Origin of the sequence: Pedobacter psychroterrae (genome assembly GCF_004331695.1) — a bacterium.
In the GTDB taxonomy this organism is placed as follows: domain Bacteria; phylum Bacteroidota; class Bacteroidia; order Sphingobacteriales; family Sphingobacteriaceae; genus Pedobacter; species Pedobacter psychroterrae.
Window position 1 is genome coordinate 823445 of the sequence record NZ_SJSL01000002.1, and the last position, 16472, is coordinate 839916.

General features: G+C 41.5%; 14 protein-coding genes and 1 riboswitch. Of the genes, 7 read left to right on the forward strand and 7 right to left on the reverse strand.

The genetic code is table 11. The annotated features are described in order from the left end of the window. The first annotated feature begins 6 nt into the window (after nt 1-6). The 3 genes from EZ437_RS11855 to EZ437_RS11865 all read left to right on the forward strand — a co-directional run bounded on the left by EZ437_RS11855 (nt 7) and on the right by EZ437_RS11865 (nt 2316). Nucleotides 7-948, forward strand: a complete 942-nt coding sequence (locus tag EZ437_RS11855; protein WP_131596231.1) for a phosphoribosylaminoimidazolesuccinocarboxamide synthase — start codon at nt 7-9, stop codon at nt 946-948. A 70-nt stretch (nt 949-1018) separates the two neighbouring features. Next, nucleotides 1019-1405, forward strand: a complete 387-nt coding sequence (locus EZ437_RS11860) for an STAS domain-containing protein (protein ID WP_131596232.1) — start codon at nt 1019-1021, stop codon at nt 1403-1405. Next, nucleotides 1405-2316: a ribonuclease Z gene (locus tag EZ437_RS11865; protein WP_131596233.1), complete on the forward strand. Its 912-nt coding sequence runs from the start codon at nt 1405-1407 to the stop codon at nt 2314-2316. Before EZ437_RS11860 ends, EZ437_RS11865 begins: the two co-directional genes overlap by 1 nt. Here the strand turns inward: EZ437_RS11865 and EZ437_RS11870 are convergent, their stop codons facing one another. Genes EZ437_RS11870 through EZ437_RS11880 form a run of 3 tightly spaced genes read right to left on the reverse strand, consistent with a single transcriptional unit; the run spans nt 2317 to nt 5021 of the window. After that, on the reverse strand, nt 2317-3270 hold the full coding sequence (locus EZ437_RS11870; protein ID WP_131596234.1) for an MlaD family protein: 954 nt from the start codon (nt 3268-3270) through the stop codon (nt 2317-2319). Between the two features lie 14 nt (nt 3271-3284). Further along, nucleotides 3285-4130, reverse strand: a complete 846-nt coding sequence (locus tag EZ437_RS11875; RefSeq protein ID WP_131596235.1) for an N-acetylmuramoyl-L-alanine amidase family protein — start codon at nt 4128-4130, stop codon at nt 3285-3287. 15 nt (nt 4131-4145) lie between these two features. Then, complete coding sequence (locus EZ437_RS11880) at nt 4146-5021, reverse strand: N-acetylmuramoyl-L-alanine amidase family protein (protein WP_165500397.1); 876 nt, start codon at nt 5019-5021, stop codon at nt 4146-4148. Between the two features lie 56 nt (nt 5022-5077). On the opposite strand from EZ437_RS11880, the gene EZ437_RS11885 reads away from it, so the two are divergent. Genes EZ437_RS11885 through EZ437_RS11895 form a run of 3 tightly spaced genes read left to right on the forward strand, consistent with a single transcriptional unit; the run spans nt 5078 to nt 10349 of the window. Continuing rightward, complete coding sequence (locus tag EZ437_RS11885; protein ID WP_205942690.1) at nt 5078-7726, forward strand: putative LPS assembly protein LptD; 2649 nt, start codon at nt 5078-5080, stop codon at nt 7724-7726. Nucleotides 7727-7740: 14 nt separating this feature from the next. After that, nucleotides 7741-8982 (forward strand): competence/damage-inducible protein A, encoded by a 1242-nt coding sequence (locus tag EZ437_RS11890; protein WP_131596236.1) that lies wholly within the window; start codon nt 7741-7743, stop codon nt 8980-8982. A gap of 56 nt (nt 8983-9038) precedes the next feature. Then, on the forward strand, nt 9039-10349 hold the full coding sequence (locus tag EZ437_RS11895; protein WP_131596237.1) for a dihydrolipoamide acetyltransferase family protein: 1311 nt from the start codon (nt 9039-9041) through the stop codon (nt 10347-10349). 66 nt (nt 10350-10415) lie between these two features. Here the strand turns inward: EZ437_RS11895 and EZ437_RS11900 are convergent, their stop codons facing one another. The 4 genes from EZ437_RS11900 to EZ437_RS11915 all read right to left on the reverse strand — a co-directional run bounded on the left by EZ437_RS11900 (nt 10416) and on the right by EZ437_RS11915 (nt 15697). Further along, on the reverse strand, nt 10416-11657 hold the full coding sequence (locus EZ437_RS11900; RefSeq protein WP_131596238.1) for a homoserine dehydrogenase: 1242 nt from the start codon (nt 11655-11657) through the stop codon (nt 10416-10418). A gap of 6 nt (nt 11658-11663) precedes the next feature. After that, nucleotides 11664-12722: a homoserine O-acetyltransferase family protein gene (locus tag EZ437_RS11905; protein ID WP_131596239.1), complete on the reverse strand. Its 1059-nt coding sequence runs from the start codon at nt 12720-12722 to the stop codon at nt 11664-11666. A 34-nt stretch (nt 12723-12756) separates the two neighbouring features. Then, nucleotides 12757-14061 carry an O-acetylhomoserine aminocarboxypropyltransferase/cysteine synthase family protein gene (locus EZ437_RS11910; RefSeq protein ID WP_131596240.1) on the reverse strand — a complete coding sequence of 435 codons (1305 nt, stop codon included), beginning with the start codon at nt 14059-14061 and terminating at the stop codon, nt 12757-12759. Nucleotides 14062-14294: 233 nt separating this feature from the next. Beyond that, a riboswitch (SAM riboswitch) is annotated at nt 14295-14407 on the reverse strand. A gap of 174 nt (nt 14408-14581) precedes the next feature. Continuing rightward, the gene (locus tag EZ437_RS11915) at nt 14582-15697 is read right to left on the reverse strand and encodes a trans-sulfuration enzyme family protein (RefSeq protein WP_131596241.1); all 1116 of its coding nucleotides are present in this window, start codon (nt 15695-15697) and stop codon (nt 14582-14584) included. A gap of 117 nt (nt 15698-15814) precedes the next feature. On the opposite strand from EZ437_RS11915, the gene EZ437_RS11920 reads away from it, so the two are divergent. Beyond that, nucleotides 15815-16303: a hypothetical protein gene (locus EZ437_RS11920; RefSeq protein WP_131596242.1), complete on the forward strand. Its 489-nt coding sequence runs from the start codon at nt 15815-15817 to the stop codon at nt 16301-16303. Nucleotides 16304-16472 lie beyond the last annotated feature (169 nt).

The following is a 16472-nucleotide window of genomic DNA, read 5'->3' on the forward strand; positions in this document are numbered from 1 at the left end:
TTGAAAATGGCAGCAATAAAAGAAACAGATTTTAACTTCCCTGGGCAGACGAATTTTTATAAAGGAAAAGTAAGGGATGTATATACGATAGATAACCAGGTGATGGCCATGGTAGTTACTGATAGGATATCTGCATTTGATGTGGTTTTGCCCGAGGCGATACCATTTAAAGGTCAGGTGCTGAACCAAATTGCAGCGAAATTTCTGGCCGCTACTAAAGACATTGTTCCCAACTGGGTGATCAATGTACCAGATGAGATGGTGACGATAGGGCGTATTTGTGAGCCTTTTAAAGTTGAAATGGTAATCAGGGGCTATCTGGCAGGGCATGCCTGGCGTGAATACAGCGCGGGAAAACGCAGCGTATGCGGAGTTGCTTTGCCTGAGGGGCTTAAAGAAAACGGTAAACTTCCTGAACCAATTATTACACCTACTACCAAAGCTTCGGTGGGACATGACGAAGATATTTCAAGAGCCGATATTTTGGCCAAAGGGATCGTTTCTTTAGTAGATTATTCCGAATTGGAAAAATATACTTACGCTTTGTACGAGCGGGGAACAAAGATGGCTGCCGAAAGGGGACTGATACTGGTAGATACGAAGTATGAGTTTGGTAAGGTGGGGAATGAAATCTACCTGATTGATGAGATACATACCCCTGATTCTTCCCGTTATTTTTATGCGGAGGGATATGCAGAAAGACAAGCTGCAGATGAGCCACAAAAGCAGCTCTCCAAAGAGTTTGTGCGTAAATGGTTAATAGAAAACGGATTTCAGGGGAAAGACGGACAGGTAGTTCCTGTGATGACTCCGGAGATAGTTAATTCCATCTCAGAGAGATATATCGAACTATATGAACAGATCACCGGCGATAAATTTATTAAGAACGAGACAGGAAACATTGCATCGAGAATAGAGAGAAATGTAATAACGTTCCTGAAAGGATAAAAAGCATTGTTACCACTCAATAAAAGAGAAATTTTCACTACTTTCGTAGACTAACTTTATAATCAGTATTATGAAATTTTCGGTAGATAAACATGAAAAATATGTGGTTTTGAAACTTGATGAATCAAAGTTTACAAACGACAATACTCCTAAATTGAAATCAGAATTCATTTTATTGAATGCAGAAGGTTATCATAATATTGTCCTGGACCTTTCGTCTATAGAGCAATGTGACGATTCTCAGGACCTGAGCAGTTTACTTGTGGGGGACAGGTTGTGTAAAAATGCCAATGGTTTGTTTATTGTGACAGGGATTGGTGATACCGTAGCAAAAATATTAGAGATGTCCAACCTTGATCAGTCCCTTACCATAGTTGCGAAACTAGATGAGGCTACTGACCTGATCTTTATGGAAGAAATAGAAAAAGAACTGTTAGGAAGTGTAGATAAAGATTAATGAAATTTGAGGTTACTATTTTAGGAAGCAGCTCTGCAACACCTGTATATAATAGAAATCCAACCGCGCAATTGCTAAATTGCAATGAGAAGTTTTATCTTATTGACTGTGGGGAAGGTACACAGCAGCAATTAATGAAGTTTGGTTTTAAAGCCAGTAAAATTGATTTTGTATTCATCAGCCATTTACACGGAGACCATTATTTTGGCTTAATTGGTTTACTTTCCAGTCTGCACCTGAACGGGCGGATTAAGCCTATCAAGATCTTTGCTCCGGCTGCCCTGCTGGAAATATTGACCATTCAGTTTAAGTATTCTGAAACGGTGATCCGGTATCCGATAGAATTTATCGCGACTGAAGCCGATGAATCAAGGCAGATATTTGAGAATGCGGATATGACAGTGGAAACAATTGTTCTAAATCATAGAATCCCTTGTACCGGATTTAAATTTGTCCAAAAGAAAAGATTGCGAAAGCTGATCATTGAAAAGCTTGAGTCAGAAAATATTGATGTTGAATATTACCCATTACTTAAAAGAGGGGTGGATCTGGCTTTGCCTGATGGAAGAGCCCTGTTAAACAGTGATTATACTATAGATTCCGAAAAGCCGAAAACCTATTGCTATTGTTCTGATACCTTGTTTGATGAAAGGTACTTTAACAGCATTAGGGATTGTGATACTTTATACCATGAGTCTACATTTCTTCATGAGATGCTGGACCGTGCCAATCAAACCCACCACACTACTGCTTTACAGGCTGCTCAGATTGCTAAAATGACAGGGGCTGCAAAACTACTGATAGGCCACTTTTCGTCCAGGTACAAGACCTTACAGCCTTTGCTGGATGAAGCAATTTCAGTATTTGAGCATACGGAGATTGCTTTAGAAGGAGTTACTTATTCAATTTAACTATTTATCTTTTTTATTGCCGCCTCCAAATACGGAGAAGTGCACATAACGTTTAGGATTCTCCTTTAGGTCTATCACCAAATTGTCTAGGTTTTTAGAAGCGTTGTTTAAGTTCTCATACATCTTATTGTCGTTTACCAATAAGCCAAGACTTCCTTGTCCGTTGTTGATTTTTGCCACTATGGTCTGCAGATCTGCCATCGCTTTATTGGCATTGTCTATGGTTTGTTTAAAATTAGCAGCTGCTACCTGGTCTGTGATTGTGCTCACATTATTAAGAATGCCGTTAATCTTTTGATTGTTCTGTTTCAGGTTGTTGGAAATAGCTTCCACATTGGCCAGGATGGCTGATATCCTGGAGCCTTCAGCGCCTACCAGATTGTCTACTTTTTTAGAAGTAGCTTCCAGTGAACTAAGGGTAGAAGCAATGCTGTTAAAGCTTTTATCCACATTCTTTTGAAAGTTTGGGTTCAGAATGGTGTTTACACTTGTTAAAATAGAATCCATTTTTGCAATGATCAATTCTGCTTTTTTCTGAACTGGTTGTACCGTCTCCAGCAGGCCTTTCTGAACATTTGCATTTAGGGTATCACCATCCTGCGCAAAGTCATTTCCAGATCCTAAGTCCATTACTATCGCCTTGCTGCCCAGCAGGTCTGTGCTTTCCAGTTTGGCAATGCTGTTTTTAGGGATCTCATATTTTCCCTTTATTTTGAGCGTGGCAACGATCGATCCGTCTGGCTGTAGCTGCAGCTTGTCAACACGGCCTATCTGAAATCCATTGATGAGCACAGGTTTAGATACCCCTAATCCATCTACGTGGGTATACTTGGCATATAATATCGTCTCGTTGGAAAAAATGGCATTCCCCTTTAAAAAGTTGTAACCAATTATCAATAAGGCAATGGAGAAGGCTGCCAGTATGCCTACTTTGGTTTCGTTTGCTATCTTCACGTTTGCGTAGTTATTTAATTAGTCTCGGTTTCCTTTTTATATGTTTTAACTGCCTTAAAAATGGAGTTGACAATCTCTGCCTGGCCATTTTCAGAATTCATGTACGCTTCTTCAGTGGGATTAGAAATAAAACCTATCTCGGTTAAGATGGCAGGCATCCCGCATCTTTGCAAAATCAGCAATCCCTGTTCTTTAACCCCCCTGTTTACTCTGTTTTCATTGTTGGTATAATTGTCTTGTACCAATTTAGCTAATTTCAGGCTTTTATCTCTAAATATATTCTTGAACAAAGATAGTATAATAAATGTTTCAGGATCATTGGGATCATAGCCGTTATAATTTTCCTTATAATCCTTTTCCAGCTTAATATCAGCATTTTCCCTGATTGCTGCATTCTGTTCATTTAAACGGTGAGAACCTGCCACAAAGGTCTCCGTGCCACTTGTGGAAGTATTCTTTACATAAGCATACCTCGGAATTTTTTTGCCCTTTTTATTTTTTGTGTATCCGGCTACAACCTTTCTGTCAGGCATAGAATTGCAATGTATGGAGATAAATATGTCGGCATTGTTGTCATTTGCCAGTGCTGCTCTTTTATAAAAATCAACATCTACATCGGTTTTTCTGGTGTAAAGCACTTTTATTTCCGGCATTTCCTCTTCAAATTTTTTCCCAAGCTTTAAGGCCACTTCAAGTGCTACGTCTTTTTCTAAGGATATACTTCCTTTCGCACCGGGCTTTTTGCCTCCGTGACCAGCATCTATAACAATGGTTTTAACTTTGTATACCTGTGAAAATGTAAGATTTGAGCTGAATAATAATAAAACTGATACCAGGAATATGACTTTTTTTATGTGCATTTATGTGTTGTTTGTTTAACCTTCAATACTTTTTTTATAAATTTCAATGGCTTTTAATAGGCAGTCTGTAATTTCTTTCTGCCCATCAGCAGAGTTCATGTAGTTTTCTTCCTCAGGATTACTCATAAAACCTATTTCGGTTAATATAGCCGGCATACCCGCACGGGCCAGAACCGCAAGGCTTTTTTCCTGCACACCGCGGTTTACACGTCCGGCGCTTACATATTCATCCTGCACCAATTTCGCCAGCTTTAGACTTTGCGTTCTAAAGGTATTCTTCATTAATGACAAAATGATAAAATTTTCCGGATTGTTTGGGTCAAAGCCCTCATAATTCTCTTTATAATTCTCTTCCAGAAAGATGGACGCATTTTCCCTTTTTATTGCTTCATCCTGTTCATTCACCCTTCCTATACCTGACACGAAGGTTTCGGTACCCCTTGTGGAGGTATTTTTTCTATATACGGTTTTTTTTATTGCCACGCGTTTGCCTTTTACCTTTTTGTATCCGGTGATCACCGTAGACCTGCGCGGTTCCAGGTCATTGCAGTGAATGGAGATGAACAGGTCAGCTTTAGCATTATTGGCAATTGTAATCCGCTCATAAAGCGGAATAAAAACATCCTCAGTCCGTGTGTAGATTACTTTAACATCTTTTAAACTCGCTTCAATTGCAGCACCCAGATTTAAAGCTGTCTTTAAGGCCACATCTTTTTCTGTGGAATACTCCCCCCTGGTGGTTCCGTCCTTACCCCCGTGACCAGCATCTATCACAATAGTTTTTATTTTATATTCCTGTGTAAAAGCCTGATAACTAGATATCATAACGATTAACGCAGAAATAAATATGATCAAAATTGCATTTGGTCTGAGCAATGGTATATTTTTCATTAATTTTGAACGTTTTGGATTAAACACAAATGCAAAAATAACATTCACACACGAATTTGAAACTTTTACTATATATCATTTTTCTTAATTTCATTGTTTTAATATCCGCTACAGGTAATCAGGTATTGGCGTCTGGTAATTTTTCCTACCAGCAGACAGGAGGTTTTCAGGCCGATACCTCTAGACGTAACGCACAAACCAGCGGAACAGATACAACTGGTACTGAAAAACTGGAATATTCTGCCAGGGATTCTACTGTTGTTGACAAGGCAAATGAAATAATCTATTTGTATGGAAAGGCGAGGGTGGTATACCAGGGACTTGAACTTGATGCTGAGTACATTAGCTATAATTCTAAAACAAAAGTGCTGTTTGCCCGTGGTATCAAAAATGCAAAAGGCAAATATATAGGCAGGCCTATTTTTAAGATGGATGGTCAGGGGACTTCGCTGGCAGATTCGATAAGATACAATACAGAAACAGGGGCCGGAAATATTTGGGAAGTATTTACCGAGCAGGAAGGTGGTTTCTTTACCGGAGGTAAAGCAAAGAAGCAGCCTGACGATGAGATCCACAGTAAAGGCCAGATCTTTAGTACCTGTAATCTGCCGCATCCCCATTTCGGAATTTTTATCACCAAAGGTATTGTGACTGAAAATCAGATCATCACAGGGCCTGTATATTTAAAAATAGAGGACATCCCTTTACCAATAGGTTTACCTTTTGCTTTTTTTCCTAAGCCAAACAAGAGGTCTTCGGGGGTTATCCTGCCCAATCCGGGTGAAGATGCTACCAGGGGATTTTTCTTAAGAGATGGTGGTTATTATCTGGGGCTCAATGATTATTGGGATGCAAAGATTTTGGGGACTATTTTTACCAGGGGTTCTTATGAAGGATCCTTGTATTCCAATTATACAAAAAGATATAAGTACAATGGAAGCGTTAACTTCAGGTATTCAAATTCAAGATATGGAGTAGAAGGCACGCCGGAATATGCGCCAAAAAAGGACTTTAACCTCATGTGGAACCATAGCCAGAATGCAAATGCCAAGCCGGGTACAAACTTTTCGGCTTCTGTAGATGCGGGAACCAGTTCCTTCAATGAGAATACTGCCGGGGGAAGCTCTTACGATTATAGCCAGTTTACTAAAAATACTTTGAGGTCATCTGTCAGTTACGGAAAAGTTTTTGGCAACGGAATTAATTTAAGCATTGCTGCGGATGGTTCGCAGGAAACGCAGACCAAGACCGTTAGTTTACGCTTACCCGATTTAAGTTTGAGTGTTCCAACCTTCAATCCTTTTGATTCCAAGGACAGGCTTGGCGAACAGAAATGGTACCAAAAGATCACTGTTGGGTATAGCATGCAAGCCAGTAACAGCATCACTACAACAGAAGACCAGCTCTTTAAAAAAGAGGCCTTGAATAATTTCAAGAATGGCGTGAACCATTCTATACCGATCAATATGGCCTTTAACCTGTTTAATTATTTCAATTTCAATACTGGGATAAATTATAGCGAACGCTGGGCTTTCCAGACCATAGAGAAAACCTATTTGAGAGTGGTAAATGGTGGAGATGTTCAAAAGATCGACACCATTTCCGGATTTAGACGTAATGGTGAGTATAGTTTGAGCATGGGTACCTCGACCAAGATCTATAGCACGGCCCAGTTTACCAAATTTGGAAATTTTAAAGCGTTAAGGCATGTGATGACCCCTCAGGTAAGTTTCAGCTACCGGCCTGATTTTTCTGATGTTAAAAGAGGATATTATAAAAATGCCATGTATGAAGATGGAAGCGCTGTATTAGATCAGAGAGGATTGCCGGTGAAGTATTCTATCTTTGAAGGTTCTGTTTACGGAGGGCCTGGAAGCGGTCAAAATGCTTCCCTTTCCTTCGGATTAGACAATACTATAGAGGCAAAGGTCGCTAATCCTAAGGATACTACAGGCACAGGAGAAAAAAAGATACCGATCATTCAGGGTTTAGGCATCAATGGCTCTTATAATTTTCTCGCAACCGAATACAAGTTGTCAAACCTGAGCTTTAACGGGCGGTCACAATTCTCAGAGAAGCTGGGTATTAACTTTTTCGGTACGCTCGACCCTTATCAATATAGAGATAGCATCATTGGCACCAGCCAAATGCCCGTAAGATATAGAATAGACAGATATACCTGGCAGGAAGGCAGGTTGCCACGGATTACCAGTTTTGGGTTTTCTACAGATTATAGCCTAAACCCCGAAGCCCTGAAAAGAAGAAATAAAAACGAGGAAAAACTTAAAGATGAACTGGCCACAGGCGGAATGACACCTGAGCAATCTGAAGCACTGGCAAAAGTAAGCCGTGATCCAAATGCCTTTGTAGATTTTAAAATTCCATGGAACTTTTCTTTTGGATATACCTTTCAATACAATGATGCCGGACTGACAAGTTCTATCACAAACACACTTAACTTTAATGGTGATGCGAACATCACCCCTAAATGGAAGGTTCAGTTCAATTCAGGATGGGATTTTAAGGCCGGTACTTTTTCTCAGACTTCTTTATCCATCTACCGCGACCTTCATTGCTGGGACATGAGCGTTAGCTGGATACCATTTGGTGCATATCAGTTTTATTCTGTAGACATAAAAGTAAAAGCTTCTGTACTCCAGGACCTGAAACTGAGCAAGAGAAAGAACTACTATACACGGTACTAAAAATTAAGTTTCTTATGCTAGCTGAAATCATTACCATTGGAGATGAAATTCTCATCGGTCAGATTGTAGATACCAATTCAGCCTGGATGGCCAGGCAGCTTAACCTGATCGGTGTGCAGGTAAAGCAGGTCACTTCGGTTTCTGATGATGCGGACCATATCATAGAAGCCCTGCAACAGGCAGAGAAAAGAGCTGGTATTATATTGATCACAGGAGGGTTGGGCCCTACAAAGGACGATATTACCAAGCTTACGCTGGCAAAGTATTTCGATATGGGCTTCAGGAGGGATGAAGAAACCCTGCAGCACGTTACGGCGATCTTTGAAAAGCTGAACCGGCCAATGATTGAAGGCAACAGAAAACAGGCGGATGTGCCTGAGGGCTGTGTAGTCATCAAAAACAAGAACGGAACGGCGCCATGTATGTGGTTTGAAAATAACGGAAACATCATTGTTTCCATGCCTGGAGTACCCTATGAAATGATGTACCTGATGGAAGAAGAGATCCTTCCAAGGATTAAGCTGCAGTTTAAACTTCCTTTCATTGTACACCGGACCATCCTTACCGCAGGTATTGGCGAGTCATTTCTGGCTGCTGAGATAGCAGATATCGAAGACAGTCTGCCGGCACATATTAAGCTTGCCTACCTACCCAGGCTGGGCCAGGTTCGCCTGAGGCTGAGCGGAACCGGTACGGATGAGGGAGTCTTAAAAAGTGAAGTTCAGCATTATGCTGCGAAACTCATTTCAAAAATAAAGAAACATGTAGTCATAGACGATGATATCGCCCTTGAAAAAGCGATACTCGATATCATGAAGCGCAGAAACCTTACACTTTCTACTGCTGAAAGCTGTACAGGTGGTTACATTGCCCACCTGATCACCCAGCATGCAGGTAGTTCAGCTGTTTTTGCCGGAGGGGCAGTGGTCTATTCAAATCAGTTAAAGCAATCAGTGCTGGGCGTAAAAACAACAACCCTGGATAGCTTTGGTGCTGTGAGCGAGGAAACAGTTAAGGAGATGGCTGCCGGAGCGATCAGTCATTTTAAAACAGATTACGCAGTTGCGGTGAGCGGCATTGCCGGCCCTGACGGAGGTACTCCTGAAAAACCAGTAGGGACGGTGTGGATTGCATTGGCTACCAGGGATAAAGTATTTGCCAAACGTTTCAATTTTGGGAATAAAAGAATCCAAAACATAGAACGCTCTGCCATAGCTGCTTTGACGATGATTGTAAATGATCTTAACCAAGATTAGGGTTAAGTGTCCAAAATACTTTACTTTTGCATCCGATATCAATAATGAAATAAAAAATGGCTCAATACGAATTATTGTTACCTAAAATGGGGGAAAGTGTTGCCGAAGCGACCGTTATTAAATGGGTGAAGCAACCAGGAGAAAGGATAGAGTTGGACGATACAATTCTGGAGATCGCCACAGATAAAGTAGATTCAGAAGTCCCGTCACCTGTAGCAGGTAAGTTGGTCAGGCAGTTATTTAAAGAGGATGAAATTGTGCAGGTCGGAACAGTAATTGCGATTATAGAGACTGATGCTGCCGCAGAAAGTCCAGATCCTGTAGCACAGGAAATAATTGATGCTATTCCCGGTACAGAGCAGCTACCTGTTAGCATTCGTAATCAGGCAGACGTAAAAGAAAGTAATAACATCAGGTTTTATTCTCCACTTGTCAGGAACATCGCCAATCAGGAAAGCATAACCGCTGCCGAACTTGAAACCATTTCCGGCACCGGAGCAGACGGGCGCCTCACAAAAGATGACCTGATCAATTATATTCAGCACAGAACATTAAAAACAGCTCAAAATCCGGTTGCGCAAGTTGTAGATAATCAGACCTCTGTTCCCGCGGCAGCGCCCTCAGTTGAACATACCAAGCCGGTTATTAAAACGGGTGGTGGAGATGAAATTATCGAAATGGACCGCATGCGCAAGCTGATTGCTGAACACATGGTGATGAGCGTACAAACTTCTCCTCATGTCACTTCATTCGTAGAGGCTGATGTGACCAATATGGTGGTATGGAGAGATAAAGTTAAGGCCGGCTTTGAGAAGCGGGAAAAGGAAAAGATTACTTTTACACCCATATTTATTGAGGCCGTTACCAAAGCCATCAAAGACTTTCCAATGATCAATGTTTCCGTAAATGGAAATCAGATCATTAAAAAGAGAGATATCAATATCGGCATGGCAGCAGCATTGCCAAGTGGCAACCTGATCGTTCCCGTGATTAAAAATGCTGACCAGTACAACCTAGTCGGATTAACCAAATCAGTAAACGACCTGGCCCAGCGGGCACGCACTTCCAAACTTAAACCAGATGAGACCCAAAACGGAACGTTTACGCTCACAAATGTTGGTTCCTTTGGTAATGTAATGGGTACGCCAATTATCAACCAGCCTCAGGTAGCTATCCTTGCAGTAGGGGCAATTAAAAAGAAACCTGCTGTATTAGAGACGGAATTTGGAGATGTAATAGCCATCCGCCACATGATGTTCCTTTCTCTTTCATATGACCATAGGGTAGTAGATGGTGCCCTGGGAGGATCTTTTGTGAGGAGGGTGGCAGACTATCTGGAGAACTGGGATGTCAATAGAGAAATATAATTTCAGGATGACGATATATAAGCAAAGGCCCCAAATTGGGGCCTTTATTTATCAAAACAAACACTACTAATTAAACAATACCTCTTCTTCGGTTATTACACTGATCTGCTGTTCTGTATAAGTATATCTGCCGGTATGTGCTATAAATACATCCTTTTGCTCCAGAAGCGCCTTGTTGGCAATTAAGGATTTCAAACTGACGTTTCCGATCACATACTTGTAATCATCCCTTGAAAAACGCTCCACAATATTGTCTATCTGCAGTTTTTCAACGGTGTATTCATGGGTGTACCTTAAATACACCTCTATGTTTACATTATCCGTATGGATCAGTCCGTTATTCTGGTGGTATTTTTTATATTCATACCGGTAGTCGTATCTTAAGGCAGCAATATCTGACAATACAGCTGCACCTGTCGGGTGGCCGCCGGCGCCCTTCCCAAAGAAGAACTGCTTGTCTGCAAATGCTGCCTGGACCGTAACCCCATTGTATTCATTCTCTACATTGTAAAGGAAATCCTCAGCTTTCACAAATTTAGGCAATACATAGGTAACTACCTGTTTGGTGCTGATCTTGCGCGCAGTAGGCACCAGCTTTATTTTAAAGTTCTTCTCTCTTGCATACCTGATGTCATTTTCAGACAAATTCTGAATACCTATGTTCAGGATCTTGTCCGGATTGATAAACAATCCATATGCATGTGCAGTAGCAATTGCCAGCTTAAACTTAGGGTCATAACCTCCCACATCCAGTATCGGATCGCTCTCTGCAAATCCCAGGTCCTGTGCCTGCTTCAGTGCAACTCCGTAAGGCAGGTTTTCATTAAATATTTTAGATAAAATATAATTGGATGAACCATTAAAAATGCCGCTTATTCCATGAAGCAGTTCATTGTCATAATATTCTTCCAGGTTACGGATGATCGGGATACTGCCACATACCGCACCTTCGTATAGCAGGGAAGCACCATGTTTTTCCTGTAGCTCCACCAGTTCCGCAAGGTGGGTTGCTATCATTTTTTTATTTGCAGAAACTACATTTTTACCACTGATCAATGCTCTTTTAACAATATTAAAGGCTGCATCCGCATCATCAATCAGCTCAACAATTGTATTGATCTCTTCATTGTTCAGCAGTTCTTCGTGATCTGTAGTAAAAAGATGCGCATCCAGACTGCGTTTCTTATCCGGGTTCTTTATGGCTATTTTAACAATCTCAAGGTTCAGGTCCTGACCACGGATGATATCATGCAATCCTTGTCCAACTACTCCAAAACCAAATAAACCGATCTTAAGTTTCTTACTCATTTATTGCTAAGCTGTTTTATGTAATTTAATTATTTTCTTATTAGTGCTTTCTTTGAGGAAATTGCCAATAATATTGGTCAGGGTATTCGTCTCAATTAAAAAACCATCGTGGCCATAGGCCGACTTAATGCTTTGAAATGAAGCGTCAGGGATATGCTTAGCCAGGAATTCCTGCTCTGACAATGGGAAAAGCACATCATTTTCAATCCCTATTACCAGGGTGTTCGCCTTAACCAGTGCCAATGCATCCGCTATACTTGTTCTTCCTCTGCCTACATTATGGCTGTCCATAGCCTTGGTCAGATACCAGTAGCTATAGGCATTAAAACGCTTGCACAACTTTTCTCCCTGGTAATTTTGATACGAAGAAGCCCTGAACGAGCAGGTTTTATCATTTACACTTTCCAGTTGCGTAGTAGAATAAGCCTCATAAGTCCTGTAAGAAAGCAAGGCAATGCTCCTGGCTGCCTTCAGTCCTTTCAGCCCTCCATCAGGTTGCTGTGCATAGAAACTGCGGTCTGCTGTTATCGCCATACGCTGACTTTCATTAAAAGCAATACCCCATGGTGAGTGAACAGCATTGGTGGCCATAATGATCAGGTTTTCTATTTTTTTATTATCCGAAATAGACCATTCCAGGGCTTGCTGACCGCCTAATGAGCCGCCTATCAGCACTTTTATGTCCTGTATCTGAAGATGTGCAGCAAGCAAACGGTGAGCGGCAACAAGGTCCCTTATCGTAAATTCCGGGAAGGCAAGATAATATGGCTGTCCGGTCACCGGGTTAACGCTCAAAGGGTTGGTAGTACCATAATTGGAACCAAGCACATTTGCGCAGATGATGAAATGCTCATCCGGGTTAAACAGGTAATTGTTGCCAAACAATCCTTTCCACCAGTCCAGCACATCTGAATTGGCAGTAAGCGCATGACAGGCCCAGATCACATTGTCTTTTTTTGCGTTCAGCCTGCCATAAGTTTGATAAGCAATCTCTATTTTGCGCAGCTTTTTGCCGTTCTCAAGTTCAAAGGGTTTTGTATAAGTATATATCGCAGTATTGCTCATCTTTTAGTTTTTCAGTTCAGACAGAAGTCCCTGTTTAGTTTTTTATTGCCGAAAATGCCTGTTCAAAATCAGCCTTAATGTCGTCGATATGTTCAATTCCTACTGAAACACGCAACTGATTTGGTGTCACACCTGCTGCGATTTGAGCAGTTTCACTTAATTGCTGATGTGTGGTGGCAGAAGGCTGAATGATCAGTGTTTTAGCATCGCCTACATTGGCCAGGTGACTTACCAGTTTCAGGTTGTCCACCAAGGCAGTAGCCAGGCTTTTATCGCCCTTCAATTCGAAAGACAATACTGCACCAAATCCATTTTTCAAATACTTCTTGGCATTGGCATGGTATGGACTGCTCTCCAGTCCAGGATAACTTACCGATTTAACATCCTCATGGGTTTCCAGCCATTTGGCCAGGGCGAGTGTATTGTCTACGTGTCTTTGTACCCTTAGTGACAACGTTTCAAGCCCCTGAAGCAATTGGAATGAATTGAAAGGAGAGATGGCAGGGCCAAAGTCTCTCAATCCCTCTACGCGGGCACGGATAGCGAACTGTATATTGCCAAAGGGACCACCAATGCCAAATACATCATTGAATACCAGACCGTGATACCCTTCAGAAGGCTCCGTAAACTGTGGGAACTTTCCATTGCCCCAGTTGTAATTTCCACCGTCTACGATCACCCCGCCGATGCTCGTTCCATGTCCGCCAATCCACTTCGTAGCAGATTGTACCACCACATGTGCCCCATGTTCCAACGGTTTAAAAAGATATCCTGCTGCACCGAAGGTGTTGTCTACGATCAGCGGAAGGTCATGTCTGTTGGCAATGGCCGATATTTTTTCAAAATCTATTACACTGTAGGCAGGATTGCCAATGCTTTCCAGATAGATCGCTTTCGTCCTGTCATCAATTTTTGCCTCAAAGTCTGCAGGATCGTCACCATTGGCAAATTTAACTTCAATGCCCAGGCGTTTAAAGCCAACCTTAAACTGATTGTACGAACCACCATATAAATGAGAAGAGGAAACAAAGTTGTCGCCCGACTGAAGGATGTTATTTAAAGCAATGAATTGTGCCGCTTGTCCGGATGCCACAGCCAATCCTGCTACCCCACCTTCAAGCGCTGCCACGCGTTTTTCAAAAACATCAGTGGTAGGGTTCATGATGCGGGTATAGATATTTCCAAATTCCTTTAGTGCGAAAAGATTAGCGCCATGCTCAGAATTTTTAAACCCATAAGAGGTAGTCTGGTAAATAGGAACAGCCCGTGAACCTGTAGTAGGATCTATTTCCTGGCCTGCGTGTACTTGTAGTGTTTCAAATTTATGTGATGCTGACATAGTGTTTAGTTTAAAGGGTTGAAAAAGGGTTTGTTTTTAAAAATGGTTAGGTTTTTTTAGACCAAAACGTACATAATTGTATTGCGTACCCCTTGTAGGGCCTTCCGGATGATAGTTAAATGCAAATGGAAGATTTTGAGATTATCGTATGCAACAGCACATACACATGGTATGCTGCGGGCAACAATAATTAAGTAGACTTTGGGTAATGCTTACTGTTTTCATTTTGTTTCAATTTATCTTTCCAAAGGGCACCATGCCTTTTGGTCAGGAATTGGCACCTTCTCCATTTGGGAGGGTTGCCAGTGGGTCTCAGAGCCTGTCTCTCGCCACTTCTTTATAAATCAAACCTTCTAAGTAAAGGAGTTTGACTTGATTGAGTTATCACTAACTATACTGCAAATATACGAAAACAAACGAAAACAATCAATACATTATTTTGATTTTATTATAAATGACTGAAAATAAGTAGTATAAAGTTTAAATAACGCCTCCCTTTAGAGATTTTTTTTCCTTGTTTTTAGCTTAAAGCTTGCTCCAGATCCGCTATGAGGTCATCTATGTGTTCCAGGCCCGCAGATATCCGAATTAAATTTGGCGGCGTTTTGGTAGTCGGCCCTTCTATCGATGCACGGTGTTCAATTAAGCTTTCTACACCACCCAAACTTGTTGCCTGTGCAAACAGTTGTACGCTATTTACCACTTTCCTCGCCTCTTCAGCTCCTCCTTTTACCAGGATAGACAGCATGCCACCAAAATCACTCATCTGGCTTTTTGCAATTTCATGCTGAGGATGTGTGCTAAGTCCGGGATAAAATACCTTCTCTACAGCCGGATGTTTTTCAAGGAACAAAGCAAGCGCCATGCCATTGGTACAATGCCCGCGCATGCGGTAAGGCAGGGTTTTGATGCTCCTGATCAGTAAGAAACAATCGAAAGGAGAAGGCACAGCACCGCCGGTCTCCTGTATATTTTTGACCTTATCCCAAAATTCATTCAGTGCTGCCGTCACCAGTATTCCTCCCAGTACATCACTGTGTCCGCCAATGTATTTAGTAGAGGAGTGCATCACAATGTCCGCACCCAATGCTATCGGATTTTGAAGGCAGGGGGAAGCAAATGTGCTGTCGCATGCAAACAGTAAACCATGTTTTTTACTAAGCCTGGAGATAGCGGCAATATCGGTGATTTTTAACAGTGGATTTGAGGGTGTTTCAGCCCAGATTAAAACCGTATTTTCTTTGATATGCGCAGCTATTTCATCCACCCTGGTGAGGTCTATAAAATCAAATGCCAAGGTGTCTTTAAAAATGGTCTGTAATTGTTTTTTAAATCCCCAGTACATATCATCAGGTGCGATGATATGGCTGCCCGGCTTCAATGCCTGAAATAAAGCCATCCCTGCAGTATTTCCTGACGAGAAAGCACAGGCACCAGCACCTTTTTCCAATTCGGTCAGTGCTTTTTCCAATGCCGTCCTGTTGGGATTACTGACTCTGCTGTACATGTGTCCGCCAGAATAGCCACCATCTTCATCTCTCAGGAAAGTGGTGGATAAATTAATAGGAAGCGTCACATCGTTTGTGGACGTTTTATAGAAATTTCCTGCATGTATTGCTACAGTTTCTGGCTTCATTATTACGGGTTTAAATGTTAAAATTCAGGTATGTATCCAAACAAAGTTAACGTTATATATTCTTCCGCCGAAGTTTTGGCAGGATTTATGTAATTGGTATTACAAATTAGAAAAGACATGAAAAGAATATTCCTGATAGCAGCCATTTTATGCAGTTCATTAATGGTTTTGCAAAGTTGTTCACCTAAAGGAGCTAGTACGCCAAGCGTAAAAAGAGGTAATGTAACTGGCAACTGGACAATAAACGACATTACTTTTGAAGGGATGTCACAGTCGGCGGTTAAATCATTATTTGATGACGGCCCTTATACTTGTTTTGTAGGCAGTACCTGGAATTTGACAAATAGCGGCAATGGAAGTTATACGCTGCCCGGCGGAACAGGCTGTACAGCAAAGACACAGACCATTTTTTGGTCGGCCAGTGCAGGAGATCAGACATTTCAGTTTAAAAAGATTTTTGAAGGAGATAAAGCCAAGAACGTAACCTCAGGTTACAGAATGGTGCTGACAGCTACTGATGGTGATACCATGGTGATCAAAGTACCTGTAGATAATGGAAATTCACCTGCTTATATTGTATTAAACTTTGTGAAAGCAGCAAAATAATTTTGGTTTGGTTTGGTTAAAAAGAGGCCCGGTTTCTACTGGGTCTCTTTGTTTATGTACCTGATTTGACGCTCTTTCGCAACTCCTTCGCAGCTTGTTCGCAATTCCTGCGCAAATCGTGCCCTTTTGCGAAGCAAATACGTAAGTGCTGCGCTTTTTGCGCGAAGAT